Source organism: Paenibacillus nanchangensis, assembly GCF_046543445.1.
GTDB classification, from domain to species: domain Bacteria; phylum Bacillota; class Bacilli; order Paenibacillales; family Paenibacillaceae; genus Paenibacillus_AQ; species Paenibacillus_AQ nanchangensis.
Map to the genome: position 1 here is coordinate 55840 of NZ_JBHOFD010000021.1, position 14340 is coordinate 70179.

At 55.8% G+C, this 14340-nt stretch carries 11 protein-coding genes; 6 read left to right on the plus strand and 5 right to left on the minus strand.

Annotation, left to right across the window (positions count from 1 at the left end; genetic code table 11):
• Positions 1 to 86: 86 nt before the first annotated feature.
• Complete coding sequence (comER, locus tag ACE6ED_RS17450) at positions 87 to 938, minus strand: late competence protein ComER (protein WP_410828492.1); 852 nt, start codon at positions 936 to 938, stop codon at positions 87 to 89.
• A 160-nt stretch (positions 939 to 1098) separates the two neighbouring features.
• Here comER and ACE6ED_RS17455 point away from each other — a divergent pair, with 160 nt between their 5' ends.
• The 5 genes from ACE6ED_RS17455 (at position 1099) to ACE6ED_RS17475 (ending at position 6330) form a co-directional block, all read left to right on the plus strand.
• Positions 1099 to 1428: a YciI family protein gene (locus ACE6ED_RS17455; protein WP_410828493.1), complete on the plus strand. Its 330-nt coding sequence runs from the start codon at positions 1099 to 1101 to the stop codon at positions 1426 to 1428.
• Positions 1421 to 2212: a ComEA family DNA-binding protein gene (locus tag ACE6ED_RS17460; RefSeq protein WP_410828494.1), complete on the plus strand. Its 792-nt coding sequence runs from the start codon at positions 1421 to 1423 to the stop codon at positions 2210 to 2212. Before ACE6ED_RS17455 ends, ACE6ED_RS17460 begins: the two co-directional genes overlap by 8 nt.
• Positions 2213 to 2379: 167 nt before the next feature.
• Positions 2380 to 2898 (plus strand): deoxycytidylate deaminase, encoded by a 519-nt coding sequence (locus ACE6ED_RS17465; RefSeq protein WP_410828495.1) that lies wholly within the window; start codon positions 2380 to 2382, stop codon positions 2896 to 2898.
• 232 nt (positions 2899 to 3130) lie between these two features.
• On the plus strand, positions 3131 to 5851 hold the full coding sequence (locus ACE6ED_RS17470; RefSeq protein ID WP_410828496.1) for a ComEC/Rec2 family competence protein: 2721 nt from the start codon (positions 3131 to 3133) through the stop codon (positions 5849 to 5851).
• Positions 5852 to 6108: 257 nt separating this feature from the next.
• A complete protein-coding gene (locus tag ACE6ED_RS17475) occupies positions 6109 to 6330 on the plus strand; it encodes an RNA polymerase sigma factor (RefSeq protein WP_410828497.1) in 222 nt (73 codons plus the stop codon).
• A gap of 253 nt (positions 6331 to 6583) precedes the next feature.
• Here ACE6ED_RS17475 and ACE6ED_RS17480 read toward each other — a convergent pair whose 3' ends face one another.
• From ACE6ED_RS17480 to ACE6ED_RS17490, 3 genes are all read right to left on the minus strand, one after another.
• Positions 6584 to 6757 carry a small acid-soluble spore protein Tlp gene (locus ACE6ED_RS17480; protein WP_410828498.1) on the minus strand — a complete coding sequence of 58 codons (174 nt, stop codon included), beginning with the start codon at positions 6755 to 6757 and terminating at the stop codon, positions 6584 to 6586.
• 134 nt (positions 6758 to 6891) lie between these two features.
• On the minus strand, positions 6892 to 11124 hold the full coding sequence (locus ACE6ED_RS17485; protein ID WP_410828499.1) for a sulfite reductase subunit alpha: 4233 nt from the start codon (positions 11122 to 11124) through the stop codon (positions 6892 to 6894).
• Positions 11125 to 11161: 37 nt separating this feature from the next.
• Positions 11162 to 12394, minus strand: a complete 1233-nt coding sequence (locus ACE6ED_RS17490) for a nitrate/nitrite transporter (protein ID WP_410828500.1) — start codon at positions 12392 to 12394, stop codon at positions 11162 to 11164.
• Positions 12395 to 12796: 402 nt separating this feature from the next.
• Between ACE6ED_RS17490 and ACE6ED_RS17495 the strand changes: the two genes are divergently transcribed.
• The gene (locus ACE6ED_RS17495) at positions 12797 to 13189 is read left to right on the plus strand and encodes a hypothetical protein (protein WP_410828501.1); all 393 of its coding nucleotides are present in this window, start codon (positions 12797 to 12799) and stop codon (positions 13187 to 13189) included.
• Between the two features lie 217 nt (positions 13190 to 13406).
• Here the strand turns inward: ACE6ED_RS17495 and ACE6ED_RS17500 are convergent, their stop codons facing one another.
• Entirely contained in the window at positions 13407 to 14222 is an 816-nt protein-coding gene (locus ACE6ED_RS17500) for a helix-turn-helix transcriptional regulator (RefSeq protein ID WP_410828502.1), read from the minus strand.
• Positions 14223 to 14340 lie beyond the last annotated feature (118 nt).

Here is a 14340-nt window from a genome sequence, read left to right on the forward strand (position 1 = left end):
GCGGCGCACGTGCGCCGCGGGAAGGCCCTGTGCTGAAGGCTCTGCAGTGTGAGGCTCCGCGATTGCAGCCCCGTTCAGGCAGGGAGCTAACGCTCCCGCGGCGGGGCCGGAACACCGCTTCTGCCGAAGAGCTCCTCCAGCCGTGCGACATCTTCGTCATACTTGCCGTGCGTTGTGTCAATCAGGCGCTCGAATACGCCCTCCAGGCTGCGCCGCAAATGCTCCAAGGCTTCCGCGGTAATGCCGCCCGGAACAGCGACGCGATGCTGAAGTTCGGCCGGGGTAAAGATTCCTTCGGAAAGCAGACGGCCGGTGCCAAGCAGCATTTCCCCCGCAAGCCGGCTGGCAAGCGCCTCGTCAACGCCGGTGGTTTCCACCGCGGCCTGAATCCAGCGCTCCACAAAGTAACTGAGGAACGCAGGACCGCAGCTGGAGAAATCCGAGGCGATACGTGTGTGTGCTTCATCAATTTCAACAGGGACACCCAGAAAAGACAGGAGCTGCAGCAGCAGCAGCCTGTCTTTCTTTTTTAATCTGCTGCCGAATACGCAGAGTGAGGTCCCGCTGAACACACGGTGGGTGATACTGGGAATGACCTTGGCGATTTTGCTCGGGAGACAGGCCTCCAGATGCCGCAGCTGGACGGGGCTGGTGATGGACACGACAATCTGCTCCGGCTGGAGACAGCCGCCGATCTCATCAACAAGTGTCCTGAATTCAAGCGGTTTGACACAGAGAAACAGCACATCGCTTCGTTCAGCCGTCTCCGCGTTGCTGGAACACAGTGTGATCCCAGGGTGACGGTTTGCCAGCAGCGTAAGCTTACCGGGAGTCCGGTTGCTGGCCAGCACGTCCGTGGAGGCTAGGGCTCCGGAAGCGATAAATGCGTCGATCAGCAGGCTGCCCATACTGCCGGTTCCTATAAATCCTACTTTCATCAGAGGAAGCTCCCTCCTTTCTTTAAATAATTATGCAAGGGATGGATAACGCTCTTCCTCATTCTATGCCGCGCCGTCTTGGCCTCATGCCGGATGTTCGCGAAAAAGCGGAAAATTGACGAATTGGGCCAAGCCGGCCCGGAGAGAGGCGTGAAAACTAATGTACGAAGTAAAACCTGAGGATATCCGTTATGTAATTATGCTGCACCGTGAGAACAAGCCGGATCTGAATGTCATCCGTGCGCACGTCCGTTATCTGCAGGAACTGGAACGGGCGGGGCAGCTGGTGTTGAGCGGTCCTTTCTCGGACTATGCCGGAGGCATGGTCATCATTCGTGCCGAGTCGCGCGAGGCAGCAGAGGCCATCGCCCTGAGGGATCCGTATGTTACAAACGGAATCTCCCGGTACGAGCTGCGGACATGGGAGCTGTCGCACGAAGGCAACGGACATATGGGAATAGCCGGCATGGAGGACGCGGCTGATGAATAAAACCTCGCTTCTATCAGCGGCGGTACTAGCACTGCTTGGTGGAGGGCTGCTGCTGTCTTCCGGCGGGGGAGCGGCAGAGATTGACACCTGGCAGCCGCTGAATGCGCAGATGGAGCAGGCGGTGGGCGGCGGAGGCCCGGCGAGCGGCGAGGGAACGGTTGACGGCCGGGATACGGACACGGCAAAAGCCGGTACTGCGCCGGAAAACGGCGGGAAGCCGGCGGAGCACGGCAGCAAGGACGCCGGGGCATCGGCGGGGCAAGAAAAGGGCGGTGCCGCGGCGGAGAAGGGCGGAGCCGATGAGAAACTGGGAGGCAAGACGGACGGGACGCTTGTGGCTGCGGGGCAAGGGACGGCGGCTAGTAAGCCTGCGGACGGTCAGACAGCCAATACGATTACCGCCGGAACCCAGGGCACAGGCGGAACGCCAGTGGAAACGAACGGATTGTCCGGCACTAAAGCTGCGGATAACAACACGTCAGCGTATGCACAGGGAAATGCCGCACCAGCTGGAGGTAGTGTCGGAGGCTTGGGAGCGGGCGCGGATCAATCCGCGTCTTCGCAAGTCCAAGCAACTGCGCCTGACGGCTCCGCCAAGATCAACATCAATACAGCTTCGGTAACGGAGCTTACCGGGCTTCCGGGAATCGGGGACAAAAAGGCACAGGCAATCGCGGAATACCGCCAGCGGAACGGCCCGTTCCCGAGCCTTGAAGCGCTGGAGGAGGTCAAGGGCATTGGGCCAAAAATGCTGGAGAAGCTGCGGCCTTATGCGGTTTATTGAGGGCCTGAATGGGAACAAGCAGGAGGCTGTGACCTCCTTTCTGGCGGTTTTTTGCGGGTGTGTGCTACAATAAGAATCAAATTCCGGCCCCGGCCTGTCGGCGGGTCCGGCGGAGGCCTGCTCCAAGGGGCCCCGACCATTACAATAAGAAGATGGGGATACATTCGATGGATGCCGCATACCGCAAAGATTGGGACACCTACTTTATGGATATCGCCTTCATGGTTTCCACCCGCTCGCGCTGTCCGCGCAGGCATGTGGGGGCGGTGCTGGTACAGGGCAAAAAACTGCTGGGCACCGCCTACAACGGCGCACCGATGGGGCTGCCGGACTGCTCCGAAGCCGGATGCATGGTCGCCGAGCAGTTCGAGGTTGCCGAAATTGACGGCGCCCAGACTATGGTTAAAAAGCAGCGCTGCATCCGCACCATCCATGCAGAGCAGAATCTGCTGCTGTTTACAGACCGGGTGGACCGCGAAGGAAGCACGGTGTACGTCACGGACGAGCCGTGCTGGACCTGCGCCAATATGCTGGCGAACAGCGGCATTGTGGAAATTGTGTTTTTTCGGCCCTATCCAAAAGACACGGGGAAAGTCCGTTTGATGATGGAACAAAAGGGCATCGTGTTCCGCCGGCTGGAAACGTATGAACCGCCAAAAGAGACGGTGCTGGCGATTACGGATTAGGTGCATGAGGCGGCAAGCAGGTTAGGATTAAGTAGGGGCTAGTAAGCATTTAGCTGTACTAAGTAGTAAGTATGCGCATAAGCAGTAAGCATGCGCATAAGCAGTAAGCATGCATGCAACCAGTAAACAGAGATGAAGAGCAATCCAAGTGTACGAGGGAAGAACCTTTGTGTGCGCCCGGTAAGGGTGAATGCGGAGGTTCTTTTTTTATGCCATGGAGAGGAGAAATAACATGAAAAAAATGAGGCCGCTGCTCGGCTGCGCCGCAGCCTGGGTTGCCGGAAGCGCCGCGGGATATCAGCGCTCCGGGGGACCGCTTGTCCTGCTCCTGGCTGGTGTCATTCTGCTGGTAGCCGCATGGGCCGCCGCCAAACGGATTCACTGGAAGGAAGGGGCAATGCTCTGCATAACGCTGATTGTTTCCGCAGTCTACTGGGACTGGAACGACGCGGCGAATGTGACGTCCGTTCCGAAGGCGCTTGAGTGTTCCGCGGAAGCTGCCGAGAGCAAACCGGTGAAAGTGAGCGGGACGATCGATTCTGTAGTGGAGCGGGATGGTGACCGGGTAAGCTTCACGCTGAAGCTGCAGACCATTTCAACTCCGGGCGGACCGGCACACCATGCAGAAAGGAAGCGGGATACGCAGCATGCTGCTGCGGGCGAGAAGCTGGCCGTTCAGCTGAAGCTAGCAGCGGAGCAAGAAATCGAAACGGCTGCAGGCTGGAAGCGCGGCGACCGGCTTACCATGCCGGGAACGCTGGAGCGGCCGGGGGAAGCCCGGAACTTCGGCGGGTTCGACTATCGGAGGTATCTGTACCATCACCGCATTCATTGGCTGCTAAAAGCGGAGGGTGCCTCCACCGCTGTAGCGGAGCCTTTTTCCGGCTTCGGTCCGACGGGACTTCTGCGTTTGGCAGATGGAGCACGGGCGGGACTGGCCGGTGCGCTGGACCGGTTATTTGAGGAGCCGCATGCCGGTTATATGAAGGGGCTGATTATCGGAATCGGCGACGCGCTTGATCCTCAAACTTATGAGGATTATTCCCGGCTGGGTTTGACACATATTTTGGCGATATCGGGTATGCATGTGGCGATATTTGTTGGGGCGATGCTGTTCCTCTTCTCGAGGCTTCGGCTGACCCGGGAGACCGGGCTGCTGCTGACGCTTCTGCTCGTCCCCGGCTATGTGCTGCTCTCGGGAGCCGGTCCTTCCGTGATCCGTGCAGGGCTGATGAGCATGATCGGGTTGTACGCCGCCAGGTCCGGGCTTCTCAAGGACGGCTTAAATCTGCTGAGCGGTTCGGCGCTGCTTATGCTGCTGTGGAATCCCTATTATCTGCTGGATGTGAGCTTTCAGCTGTCGTATCTGGTGACGGCCGGACTGATGGTGTTTGTGCCGCCGATGGACCGGCTGTTCACCCGGCTTCCCCGCCGGATCCGCGGGGCGGCCGTGGTGACTTTGGCGGCGCAGCTGGCCTCTTTTCCGCTGACGATCTATTATTTCAATCAGTTTTCGTTGCTGTCGTTTCCAGCAAATCTCGTGCTTGTTCCGCTCATTACGTTTATCGTGCTGCCGCTTGGAACTGGTGCACTGCTGGTGTTCAGTTTTTGGGAAAAAGGCGGCTATCTGCTGGCACAGGGAACGGAAGTTATCAATAACGCGACTTACACGTTGATTCAATGGATGAACGATTGGGGGCACGGCGTCACCATCTGGCGTTCTCCTTCTCCGCTGTGGATCGGTGTCTATTATCTGCTGCTGTACGGTATCCTTGCCGCTGTGGTCAGTGTAAAAGATGCTAGGTCCCAGCCGGTATATGGTCCAGACGAGACCGTGCCGCTTGTGCCTCAAGCGCATGCCGTAGGCCCGAGCGGCCGACGGGAAGGATTCGCATTGTGGCGGAAAAATAGAGCGCTTAAAGTGACTGTTCCCCTTAAGCTGCGCATCATCTCTCCGTTGCTGTGCGCCCTGCTGATGGTTCATCTATACCATGCATACCGCCCGGAGGCGGTGCCGGATGGGGGGCGGTTGTCTTTTCTTGATGTGGGGCAAGGGGACAGCATTCTAATTACGACACCAGGCGGTGCCAGGCTGCTCGTGGACGGAGGCGGCACGCAGCAGTTCGGGAACAAAGAAGCCTGGCGGCAGCGCAGGGATCCTTATGAAGTCGGCCGCAAGCTTTTGGTACCGCTACTGAAAAAACGGGGGATTCAGCGGCTGGACGCGGTCATCCTCACGCACGGGGACCGGGACCATGCGGGCGGGCTGCAAGCGGTGCTGGAGCAGATTCCGGTGACTTCGCTGATTTTTAACGGAACGATGGCATCGGGGGACGACTACTCCAAGCTGATGCGTACGGCGCTAAGCCGGAATGTCCGGCTGTACGGCGCGTATGCGGGGATGAACTGGTCGCCCGATCCAGGGACGACGCTGCGGTTTATGTACCCGCTGGCGAGGGAAGCCGCACCGGCACCGCTAACGTCTCTGCCGGTGGTAAAAGAACAAAATGACGCATCTGTGGTATTCCGGCTGGAGATGGAAGGGCGCAATTTTTTGTTCACGGGAGATATGGAGGAACGGGCGGAGTCTGAACTGCTGGACAGCTTGGCTGTTAAAGGACATCCGTCTGCCGGAGGAATGAAGCCGGAGATTGCCGGTTCCGGTAAGGGGCAGCCAGGTGCTGCGGCGGCGCGTGAGCATCTGGTGGATGTGCTGAAGGTGGCGCACCATGGCAGCAAAACGTCAAGCACTGCACCTTGGTTGTCCTACTGGCATCCGGCCGCAGCGGTAATTTCGGCAGGACTGAACAATACGTATGGGCACCCGAATCCCGGCGTGCTGGAGCGGCTGGAGGCGGAGAAAACACAGGTTTTCCGGACAGACTTGCAGGGGGAGATTCAGCTGGAGGTGGAGGAGGGCGTGATTCGGGTGCGGTATAGGCTGGGGCGGTAGGGTGTAGCAGGATTTTGGATTGTATTCATAGAGGTAAGCAGGTTTGGGGTCATAGGGACATAACCTCAACTTAGGTGTAAATAGTGAGAATCTAGGACACGGATTTAAGAAACGGGTATCCAGGAACCTTTCCCCCCTCACTGGAGTCTATTTCTAATAGAGGTGAGAGATATTGTGGAGAGCGAGAACCTGCAGCAGATGCGCTCCGCACCCGAAGCGGCGCTTCGGGAATGGATGGAGGAGTACGGAAATGATGTATGGAATTAGCCTATTTTTTGACAAGCAGCCGGGAGCAGGCAGATGATATCAGCCAAGAGGTGTTCCTGATGGCGTACCGGTATGGCGATACGTTCCGGGGGCAGTCTTCCGCTAAGACCTGGCTTTTGAGAATAACGAGAAATACGGTATACAGCTGGAGCAAAAAAAACGCAAAGTGGAAGCGGCTGTTTCAGGGAAACGATATTCCCCATGGAAGTTAACCCTCCGCTGAAGCGGAGGCTACGGACAAACAATACACCAACGCAATCTGGGCAGTCGTAATACGGCTGCCCGTTCATTACAGGGAAACGCTGCTGCTCGAAATCCGGTACGGCATGATGGCCCAGGAGATTTCGGCTCTGCTGCGTGTGCCGCATTTAAATTTAAATGATGTGTTAGTGCTTTTTCGATGCTAGATTTTTTTTGAAATAACTCTATAGGCACTTAAACTCATAAACAATATTAAAATAGGTGTCAGCGTTCGTTTTGTGCTTCGATTTGTTCACGTACTTTACTGCTGATCTCAGAAGAGAATTCGTTTAAATAGTCTTCAGCTTCATGCAGTTTCTGCATGAAGCTGAATGCTCTGTTGTAAATGCTCTGTCGTAAATGCTCAACGTTATCCGCCGGATTATCCTGTTTTGTCATTTGGGGATCGCCTCCTGTGATTAACGAGCCCGCAAGGACGCTAATCTGTAGGGTGATCGTTGCCGGAAGATTTTAAGCATCGATGTGCTTCATCGCTAAACCGCGCTGGCCGATTCATGCCCGCAATTGCTGCTTCAATAGACATCCCGGGCATACCGCTTGGTTAATGACATTTCTTTTACATAATCATTGGCCTCATCCTCAGTCATGCCGCCATGCTGCCGGATCACTTTCTTCAGCGCCGCATCCACTTCTTTGGCCATTTGCCGGGCGTCTCCGCACACATAGAAATGGGCGCCTTCCTGAAGCCAGGCCCAGATTTCCGCTCCATGCTCCAGGATGCGGTGCTGCACATAGATTTTCTTCGCCTGATCCCGGGAAAAGGCCGTATCCAGCCGCTGCAGGAAGCCTTCCCCCCGCAATGCTTCAAGCTCCCCGCGGAAATAAAAATCACTGTCCTCCCGCTGTTCGCCGAAGATCAGCCAGTTTTTTCCTTTGGCACCGGATGCTTTGCGCTCCTGCAGGAAGCCGCGGAACGGGGCGATGCCTGTGCCCGGTCCAACCATAATCATCGAGGCATCGGGATTAGCCGGTGGCCGGAAATGGGCATTCCTTTGAATGAAAATTGGAATCTCTTTATCCTCTGTAGCGAGGTCCGCGAGGAAAGTGGAGCATACTCCTTTGCGGGCGTTGCCGTTATTCTCGTAGCGTACAGTAGACACTGTAATATGAACCTCGTCCGGGTGGGCTTTCGGACTGGACGAAATGGAATACAGGCGGGGCTGCAAAGGCTTGAGCTGTTCCAGAAACTCCTGAGCGCTGAGGGTAACCGGAAATTCCTCCAGAACATCAATGAGCTGGCGCCCCCAGAGCCATTGCTTCAGCTCCGTCTCGTTTTCGCTTTGAAGGAGCTTGATTAGCTGCCTGTTCTGTGTCTGGTCCCGGATGAACCGGAGCATCTTCGGAGTAATACGGGCAATCTCAAAATGACGGAGCAGCGCTTCGTTGACCGGCAGTTCTCCCCGGCCTGCAACCATTACCGGAGCACAAGGCTCAATGCCCAAGGTGTGCAGCAGATCATTAACCAGGCCGGGACAATTGACGGGCCATACCCCGAGCGCATCACCTGCTTCGAACTGCACGCTTGCGGACTTCAGGTCGAAGGCGTAGTGGCGGGTTTCTTTTTCAGATCCGGCCTTATTCAGATGTTGTTTGAACAGGAGCCGTGACGGGACTGGGTGATTCTGGTGATATCCGCGTTGATCCGGGTTCGGGGAAGCCGGGCCGAGGGCAGCAAGGGAAGCGGAAGAGATGCCGCTTGCTGCGGCTAATCCAGAAGGCTCCGGGCTGCCAGCGAACCCGCGAAGCAGTTCCGAGATATCCTTTGCCCATGCATCCGCCTGTTCCTGAAAGTCCGTATCACAATGGGCACAGTCCAGCAGCCTCGATGCGCCAAGCTCCTCCAGCCGGGTATCCAGATTCTTTCCGAAGCCGCAAAAGAGATCATAGTTAGAATCCCCGAAGGCGAGCACGGCGTACCGCAGATCCTTCAGTAGAGAAGCATTCTCTACCTTGAGCGACTGGTAAAAGCTTTCTCCGTTGTCCGGAGGATCTCCGGCTCCAAAGGTGCTGGCGATAAACAGCACAAACCGGGTTTTCGCCAGATCGCTTATAGAATATTGATTCATATTTATCAGCCGTATGTCGTAACCGGCCTGCTGTAATTTCTTCGCGCAGTCAATGGCTGCACCTTCGGCATTTCCGGTCTGCGAGGCCCAAAGGATGGTCACTGGAAGCTTTCCTGCTGCCTCAGCATCTTCGGGGGTTGCCCCTGAAGAGACCGGACCCGAGGGCATTGCCTGCACGGAATGGGATTCCGCTCCGGGAAGCGGAGTGCGGGAGAACATACCCGCCAGCAGACCGTCCACAAAGTAGCGGGTGGACAGTTCAAACGGTGCGGTGGCCGGCAGAACCGGGACGCCGGAGGCTGACCCGCCGGCCTCGGTGCGCAGGCTTGTGATGAAACCGGACAGATAAGCCTGTTCATGGCTATCCAGGATCATGGCTGTAGGGGCTTCAAGGCCAAATATGCCCGCAAGCGCATCAAGCTGCTTCATGGTTACGGCCTCCTTCAGATGGGCGTTCCCAGCGGCGGCTGGCGGTGCGGGCTGATTCTGGCCCATTTCCGGTGCTTGCAGCTCCCCGGACGACTGGCCCGCAGCCTTGACCAGCGATACGGAACAGAATTTCAGCTCAGGCTGTAAGGACAGGGGATCGACGGCATCATTCGTGACGTCATTGACGGCTAGCTGGGCACCAAAGACATCATTCCAGTGGAAGGGAGCAAAGCAGTTACCCGGGTGCACGCGGTCGGAAAGGACAGCCGGAAGCACCGCCTGGCCCCGCCGCGAGCGAAGCTCTACCGGCTGGCGGTCTTTAATTCCAAGCGCCTCAGCATCTTCCGGGTGGATCTCCACAAATGGACCCGGGTTCAGCTTATTGAGCTTGGGAATTTTGCCGGTCTTGGTCAGTGTATGCCATTGATGCTGCAAGCGGCCGGAATTCAGCACAAAAGGATAGTCGCTGTCCGGTATTTCCGCAGGCGGCATATACGGGCGTGCCCAGAATACAGCTTTTCCGCTGTCTGTCGGGAATACGATATCTGGAACGCTGCCATCAGCAGGCTCATTAAAAGCAGTGCCGCCCTGACGGTTCAAGTACCGGATGGGGTTCCGGTCGTTCGGCTGGTCCGGCGCAGAGGGCCACTGCACAGGCGTTTCCCGCAGCCGTGCATAGGTGGCTCCGCGCAGGTCGTAGCCGGTCTTCGGATTCCAGGCCTGCTGGATTTCGGCATAGACCTCTGCCGAAGATGAGTAGGAAAATGCCTCGGCATAGCCCATTTCAGCTGCTACCCTGGCAATCACCTGCCAGTCGGGCATGGCCTCTCCGGGCGGCTCGACGGCTTGCTGCATCAGGGTCAGATTGCGCTCGGAATTGATCATCACACCTTCGCCTTCTGCCCACAGAGCCCCGGGCAGCAGGATATCCGCATAACGGTTAGTCTCGGTGTCGAGGAAGCTGTCCTGCGTAATAACCAGTTCAGCCGCCTCAAGGGCAGCGATGACTTTCTTGCGGTTGGGAACCGTAGCCACCGGATTGGTGCAGATGATCCAGCAGGCTCTGATCCTACCTGCACTCATGCTCTCGAACATGGAAATGGTGCCGCCGCTGGCATCCGTCCGAAGGGTGCCTTGGGGAATTTTCCACAGCTTCTCTATGAAGCTGCGGTCAGCCTCAGACACCAGAGAGCGCTGCCCGGGCAGGCCCGGGCCCATGTAGCCCATCTCCCGCCCGCCCATGGCATTGGGCTGACCGGTGAGCGAGAAGGGGCCGCTTCCCGGGCGGCAGATCGCGCCTGTGGCGAGATGCAGGTTGCAGATGGCATTCGTGTGCCAAGTGCCGTGAATGCTCTGGTTAAGACCCATGGTCCAGCAGGACATCCACTCCGGCGCCCCGCCGATCCACTCGGCAGCCTGCCGAATATCGGCTTCCGGGATGCCGGTAATTTCGGACACTTTATCCGGCGGATAGTCCTCCAGGAATGCCTCCATACTCTCAAAGCCGGAGGTGAACCGGGCGATAAAGGCCGGGTCTGTGTGTCCGTTTTTAACAAGCAAATGCAGCAGTCCATTCAGTAGGGCAAGATCCGTTCCGGGCCTGATCTGCATGAAAAGGTCTGCTTTGTCCGCTGTTGCGGTCCGCCGGGGGTCCACGACAATCAGCTTGGCCCCTGCCTTCACCCGGTCCATCATCCGTAGGAACAGAATCGGATGACAATCGGCCATATTGGCGCCGATGACGAAGAATAAATCCGTCTTATCCATATCCTGATAAGAACCCGGAGGTCCATCCGCACCCAGGGAGAGCTTGTAGCCGTTCCCGGCGCCCGCCATGCATAGACGTGAATTAGACTCAATATTCGGGGTGCGGATGAAACCCTTGGCCAGCTTGTTGATCAGGTACTGGGCCTCCAGCGACATTTGACCTGACACATACACGGACAGGGCGTCCGGACCGTGTTCCTCCAAAATGGCCCGCAGCCGCTGCGCGGTATCACGGATGGCTTCATCGATGCCCACCCGTTCAGGCTCGGCTCCGCGTACCTGGCGTTTGTAGGCATATTCCATCCGGCCGGATTCCGTGAGTGCGGCTGCCGCCGTGCTGCCTTTGGTGCATAGCCTGCCGAAATTTGCCGGATGCTCTTTATCTCCGGTGAGTTTGACCACGCGGTTACCCGACACTTCGAGTATGATCCCGCAGCCAACACCGCAATAAGGACAGACACTTTTCACTTTGCCCGTTGTCATGTGAGTTCACCGCCTCGAAGTTTTCTGGATAAGTTCGTTAGAAATTGACCCCGGATTCCGCCTTCGCCCAGGATTTTTTCCACGAGCGGGTTACAGCATAGAAAATCAGGGTTGTCAGAAGCACAATAGAGCCGACCACCAGAAATCCGGTAACCTGTGAGCCGGTGGATTGCTTCAGCGGACCGAGAATGTAAGTCGGCAGCAGATATCCGCCAAGGCCTCCGGCTGCGCCGACGATGCCGGTAATGACTCCGATTTCGCTGGAGAAGCGCTGGGGGATGATCTGGAAGACCGAGCCGTTGCCCATTCCGAGGCAAGCCATCATTACGCTGGTATAGAGCAGCATCACGAGGAATGAACCAGGCATCGATGCAATGGCGAACGCACATACAGAAACTACAGCATACAAAACAAGCAGAAGGCGCATGCCGCCAATCCGGTCCGCAATCCAGCCGCCTAAAGGCCGGAAGAAGCTGCCCGCGATAACTGTGATGGTGACCAGGTAGCCTACCTGGACTTTGGTCAGGCCCCCGGAATGGACGCCGTCGCCGTATACGTCATAGAAGAAGATGCTCGCATAATTAGCGAACCCCACAAATCCGCCGAAGGTAATGGCGTAGAACATCGAGAACCACCAGGTATCGGCATGCTTGAAGACGCTGAGATAGCTTTTAAGCGGCTTGGGTGTCGGGGCATTCGGAGCGTCTTTAGCCAATAGGGCAAAAATAATCATAACGAGGACCAGGGGAATCAGGGCGATCCCAAATACGTTATGCCAGCCATAAGCCTGGGCGATCTGCGGCCCGAAAAAGGTTGCCAGGGCCGTTCCGCTGTTCCCGGCTCCGGCAATGCCCATTGCGAGTCCCTGATATTGCGGTGGGTACCAGCGGCTGGCGAGGGAGAGGGAGACGGCAAAGCTTGCCCCTGCAAAGCCGAGCAAGAATCCGATCATATGCATCTGCAGAAGGCTCGTTCCTCCCAGCCAGCCCCACAGGAGGGGGATGATGGTGAGGAACATCCCGAGCAGGCCTGCTTTTTTACTGCCAATGCGGTCAGCCAGGATGCCCATGGGGATGCGGAAAATCGAACCGCCGAGGATGGGGATGGCGACCATGGCCGCTTTTTGAGTATCTGATAATCCGAAATCCTTGGTGATATAGAGCGACAGGGCTCCACACAGCACCCAAATCATAAAGCTTACATCAAAGTACAAAAAAGCTGACAATAAACTCGGGGCGTGACCTGCCTTACGAAACCCTTTTGCTTCCATCGCTGACATCCTCCTTTGAATAACCCTAAGTAAATGAACCGGCAAAAAAGGGCCGACTGACAGAACCCGCACATCTGCGGATTAAGTTCATCGGCCCCATTGCCATTGCAGCCACGCCATCGTGACTGACTGATAATTATTGATAGTAACACTCCGGTATCCAGTACAGCAGATTATCCGTCCACAGCACTGTGGAAACAATCTGTTGTCACCTTCAAGGACACATTGTTGTGTCGTTGAAATCTTATAATGTCAATATAATTAGCTCAATAGTAAATGTCAATAACTATAACATAAAAATTTAAAATTTTTAAAATTTGTTTCTTTTTTAAGTAGTTTAAGCGTTTTTATGTAATGTAATATTACATATAGCTATATCCGGTTGGAGCGGGTTCTTACGCGGTGATCTCAACGTCTTCCAGGCTGAACGGGGCGCCGCAGGCTTCGGAAGAGCAGCTGCGGGCTTTTAACGTTCAGGCTGTGGCAGTGGGCAAAGTCTTGAAGCCGCAGATGATCGTGTCTTATCACTCAGCCGGAGGAGCGTTGTTTGAATTCGGAGTGAACCGTGAGCGGATGGAAATGGTGTATGTATCGTCCGTTCCGGATGGAGACGGCGGTTACCAAAAAAACGCAGGACTATACAGATCCACAGGCACAGCCGGCAAGCTGACAGCGTACCGGGTGGACTCAGGCGCCATCTATTATGGATGGAATGGGACTTCTTACACTGCTGCACTTCAGAAGCCGTCCTTTCCTGAGCTGCTAACCGGGTCCAAGACAGTCTCGAAGCAGTAAAGGAGACAAAGGCGGACAGCGGCGGATTAAGGGGGCTGGAGTTCACATGGGGGCCTGGAAAGACTGAGGTAAATGGGGAAGGGCACCGGGCCGGAAGCCAGAGGTACCTGGAACAGGACATGCCCGCCAGTAGCCTGAGGTACCTGGAACAGGACGTGCCCGCCGGAAGCTTGCGACACCTGAAGCGGGACACGACAGGAGTCTAAGGCATGATTCTCTACTGCGCATTTTTCCTGAATTCGCTTGGTGTGACGGATAAGGCCTGTTTAAAGGTTTTGCAAAAATACATGGATGAATTAAACCCGCAGGCCGTGCCGATCTCCAGGATGGACAGATCCGAGTTGACGAGCAGATTACAGGCGTTCTGGATTTTAATGGTGTTGATGTATTGCGTCAAGGTGAGTCCAGTCGCTTCTTTAAAAATCCGGCACAAATAGTATTTGGAGAGTTTAAATTGGTCTGCTATTTCCTCAATGCTGCCGAGCTGGTTGTAGTTCTGGTTGATGTACGTCAGAATCGGCGTGAATTTGGCATGTGCGGAGGGCTTGTGCTCCAGGCGGGGCGCTCCTTTGCTTTCATTCAACAAGTTCAGAAGTTCAGCCAGATATATAAAAATCCGGTTATCGGGATTGCTCACCTGTTCTTGTTCCAGCCGCAGCAGCAGTTTTTTGACCCGTGGGAAGGCATCCCGGCTTACCGAAATAATGTCCTGGTCGAAGCAGCTGAGCAAAGACCGGATGGACCGCTCGGTAAAATAAAGACGCAAAAACCGGTCCGTAAAATATACGCAGGTTCTGGCGCACGAGTGGTTTCTGCGGCTTTTGTGAAATACCTGGGGTTTAAATAAAGCCACATCGTAGCTGGCCAGCTCATGAATGGAATCCTGGATCAGCATCGGGTGCGCCCCTTCCTCCAGGAAATATAGTTCATAGGATTGGTGATAATGAAACTTCGTCATCCGATGGTCCGGATCGTGCCGTACATATTCGATGGCGAAAAGAGGATCGGTCAGATACAAATCGGCACTGCTCATCGCTGCGGCCTCCTAGATTTTATAGCAATATAATATAATAAACAGCTGAAATGGCAAGATAATAAAAGATTATTGCCTTCTTTTTCTCTATAGTGGAGACAAAGGAGGCTATCATCCC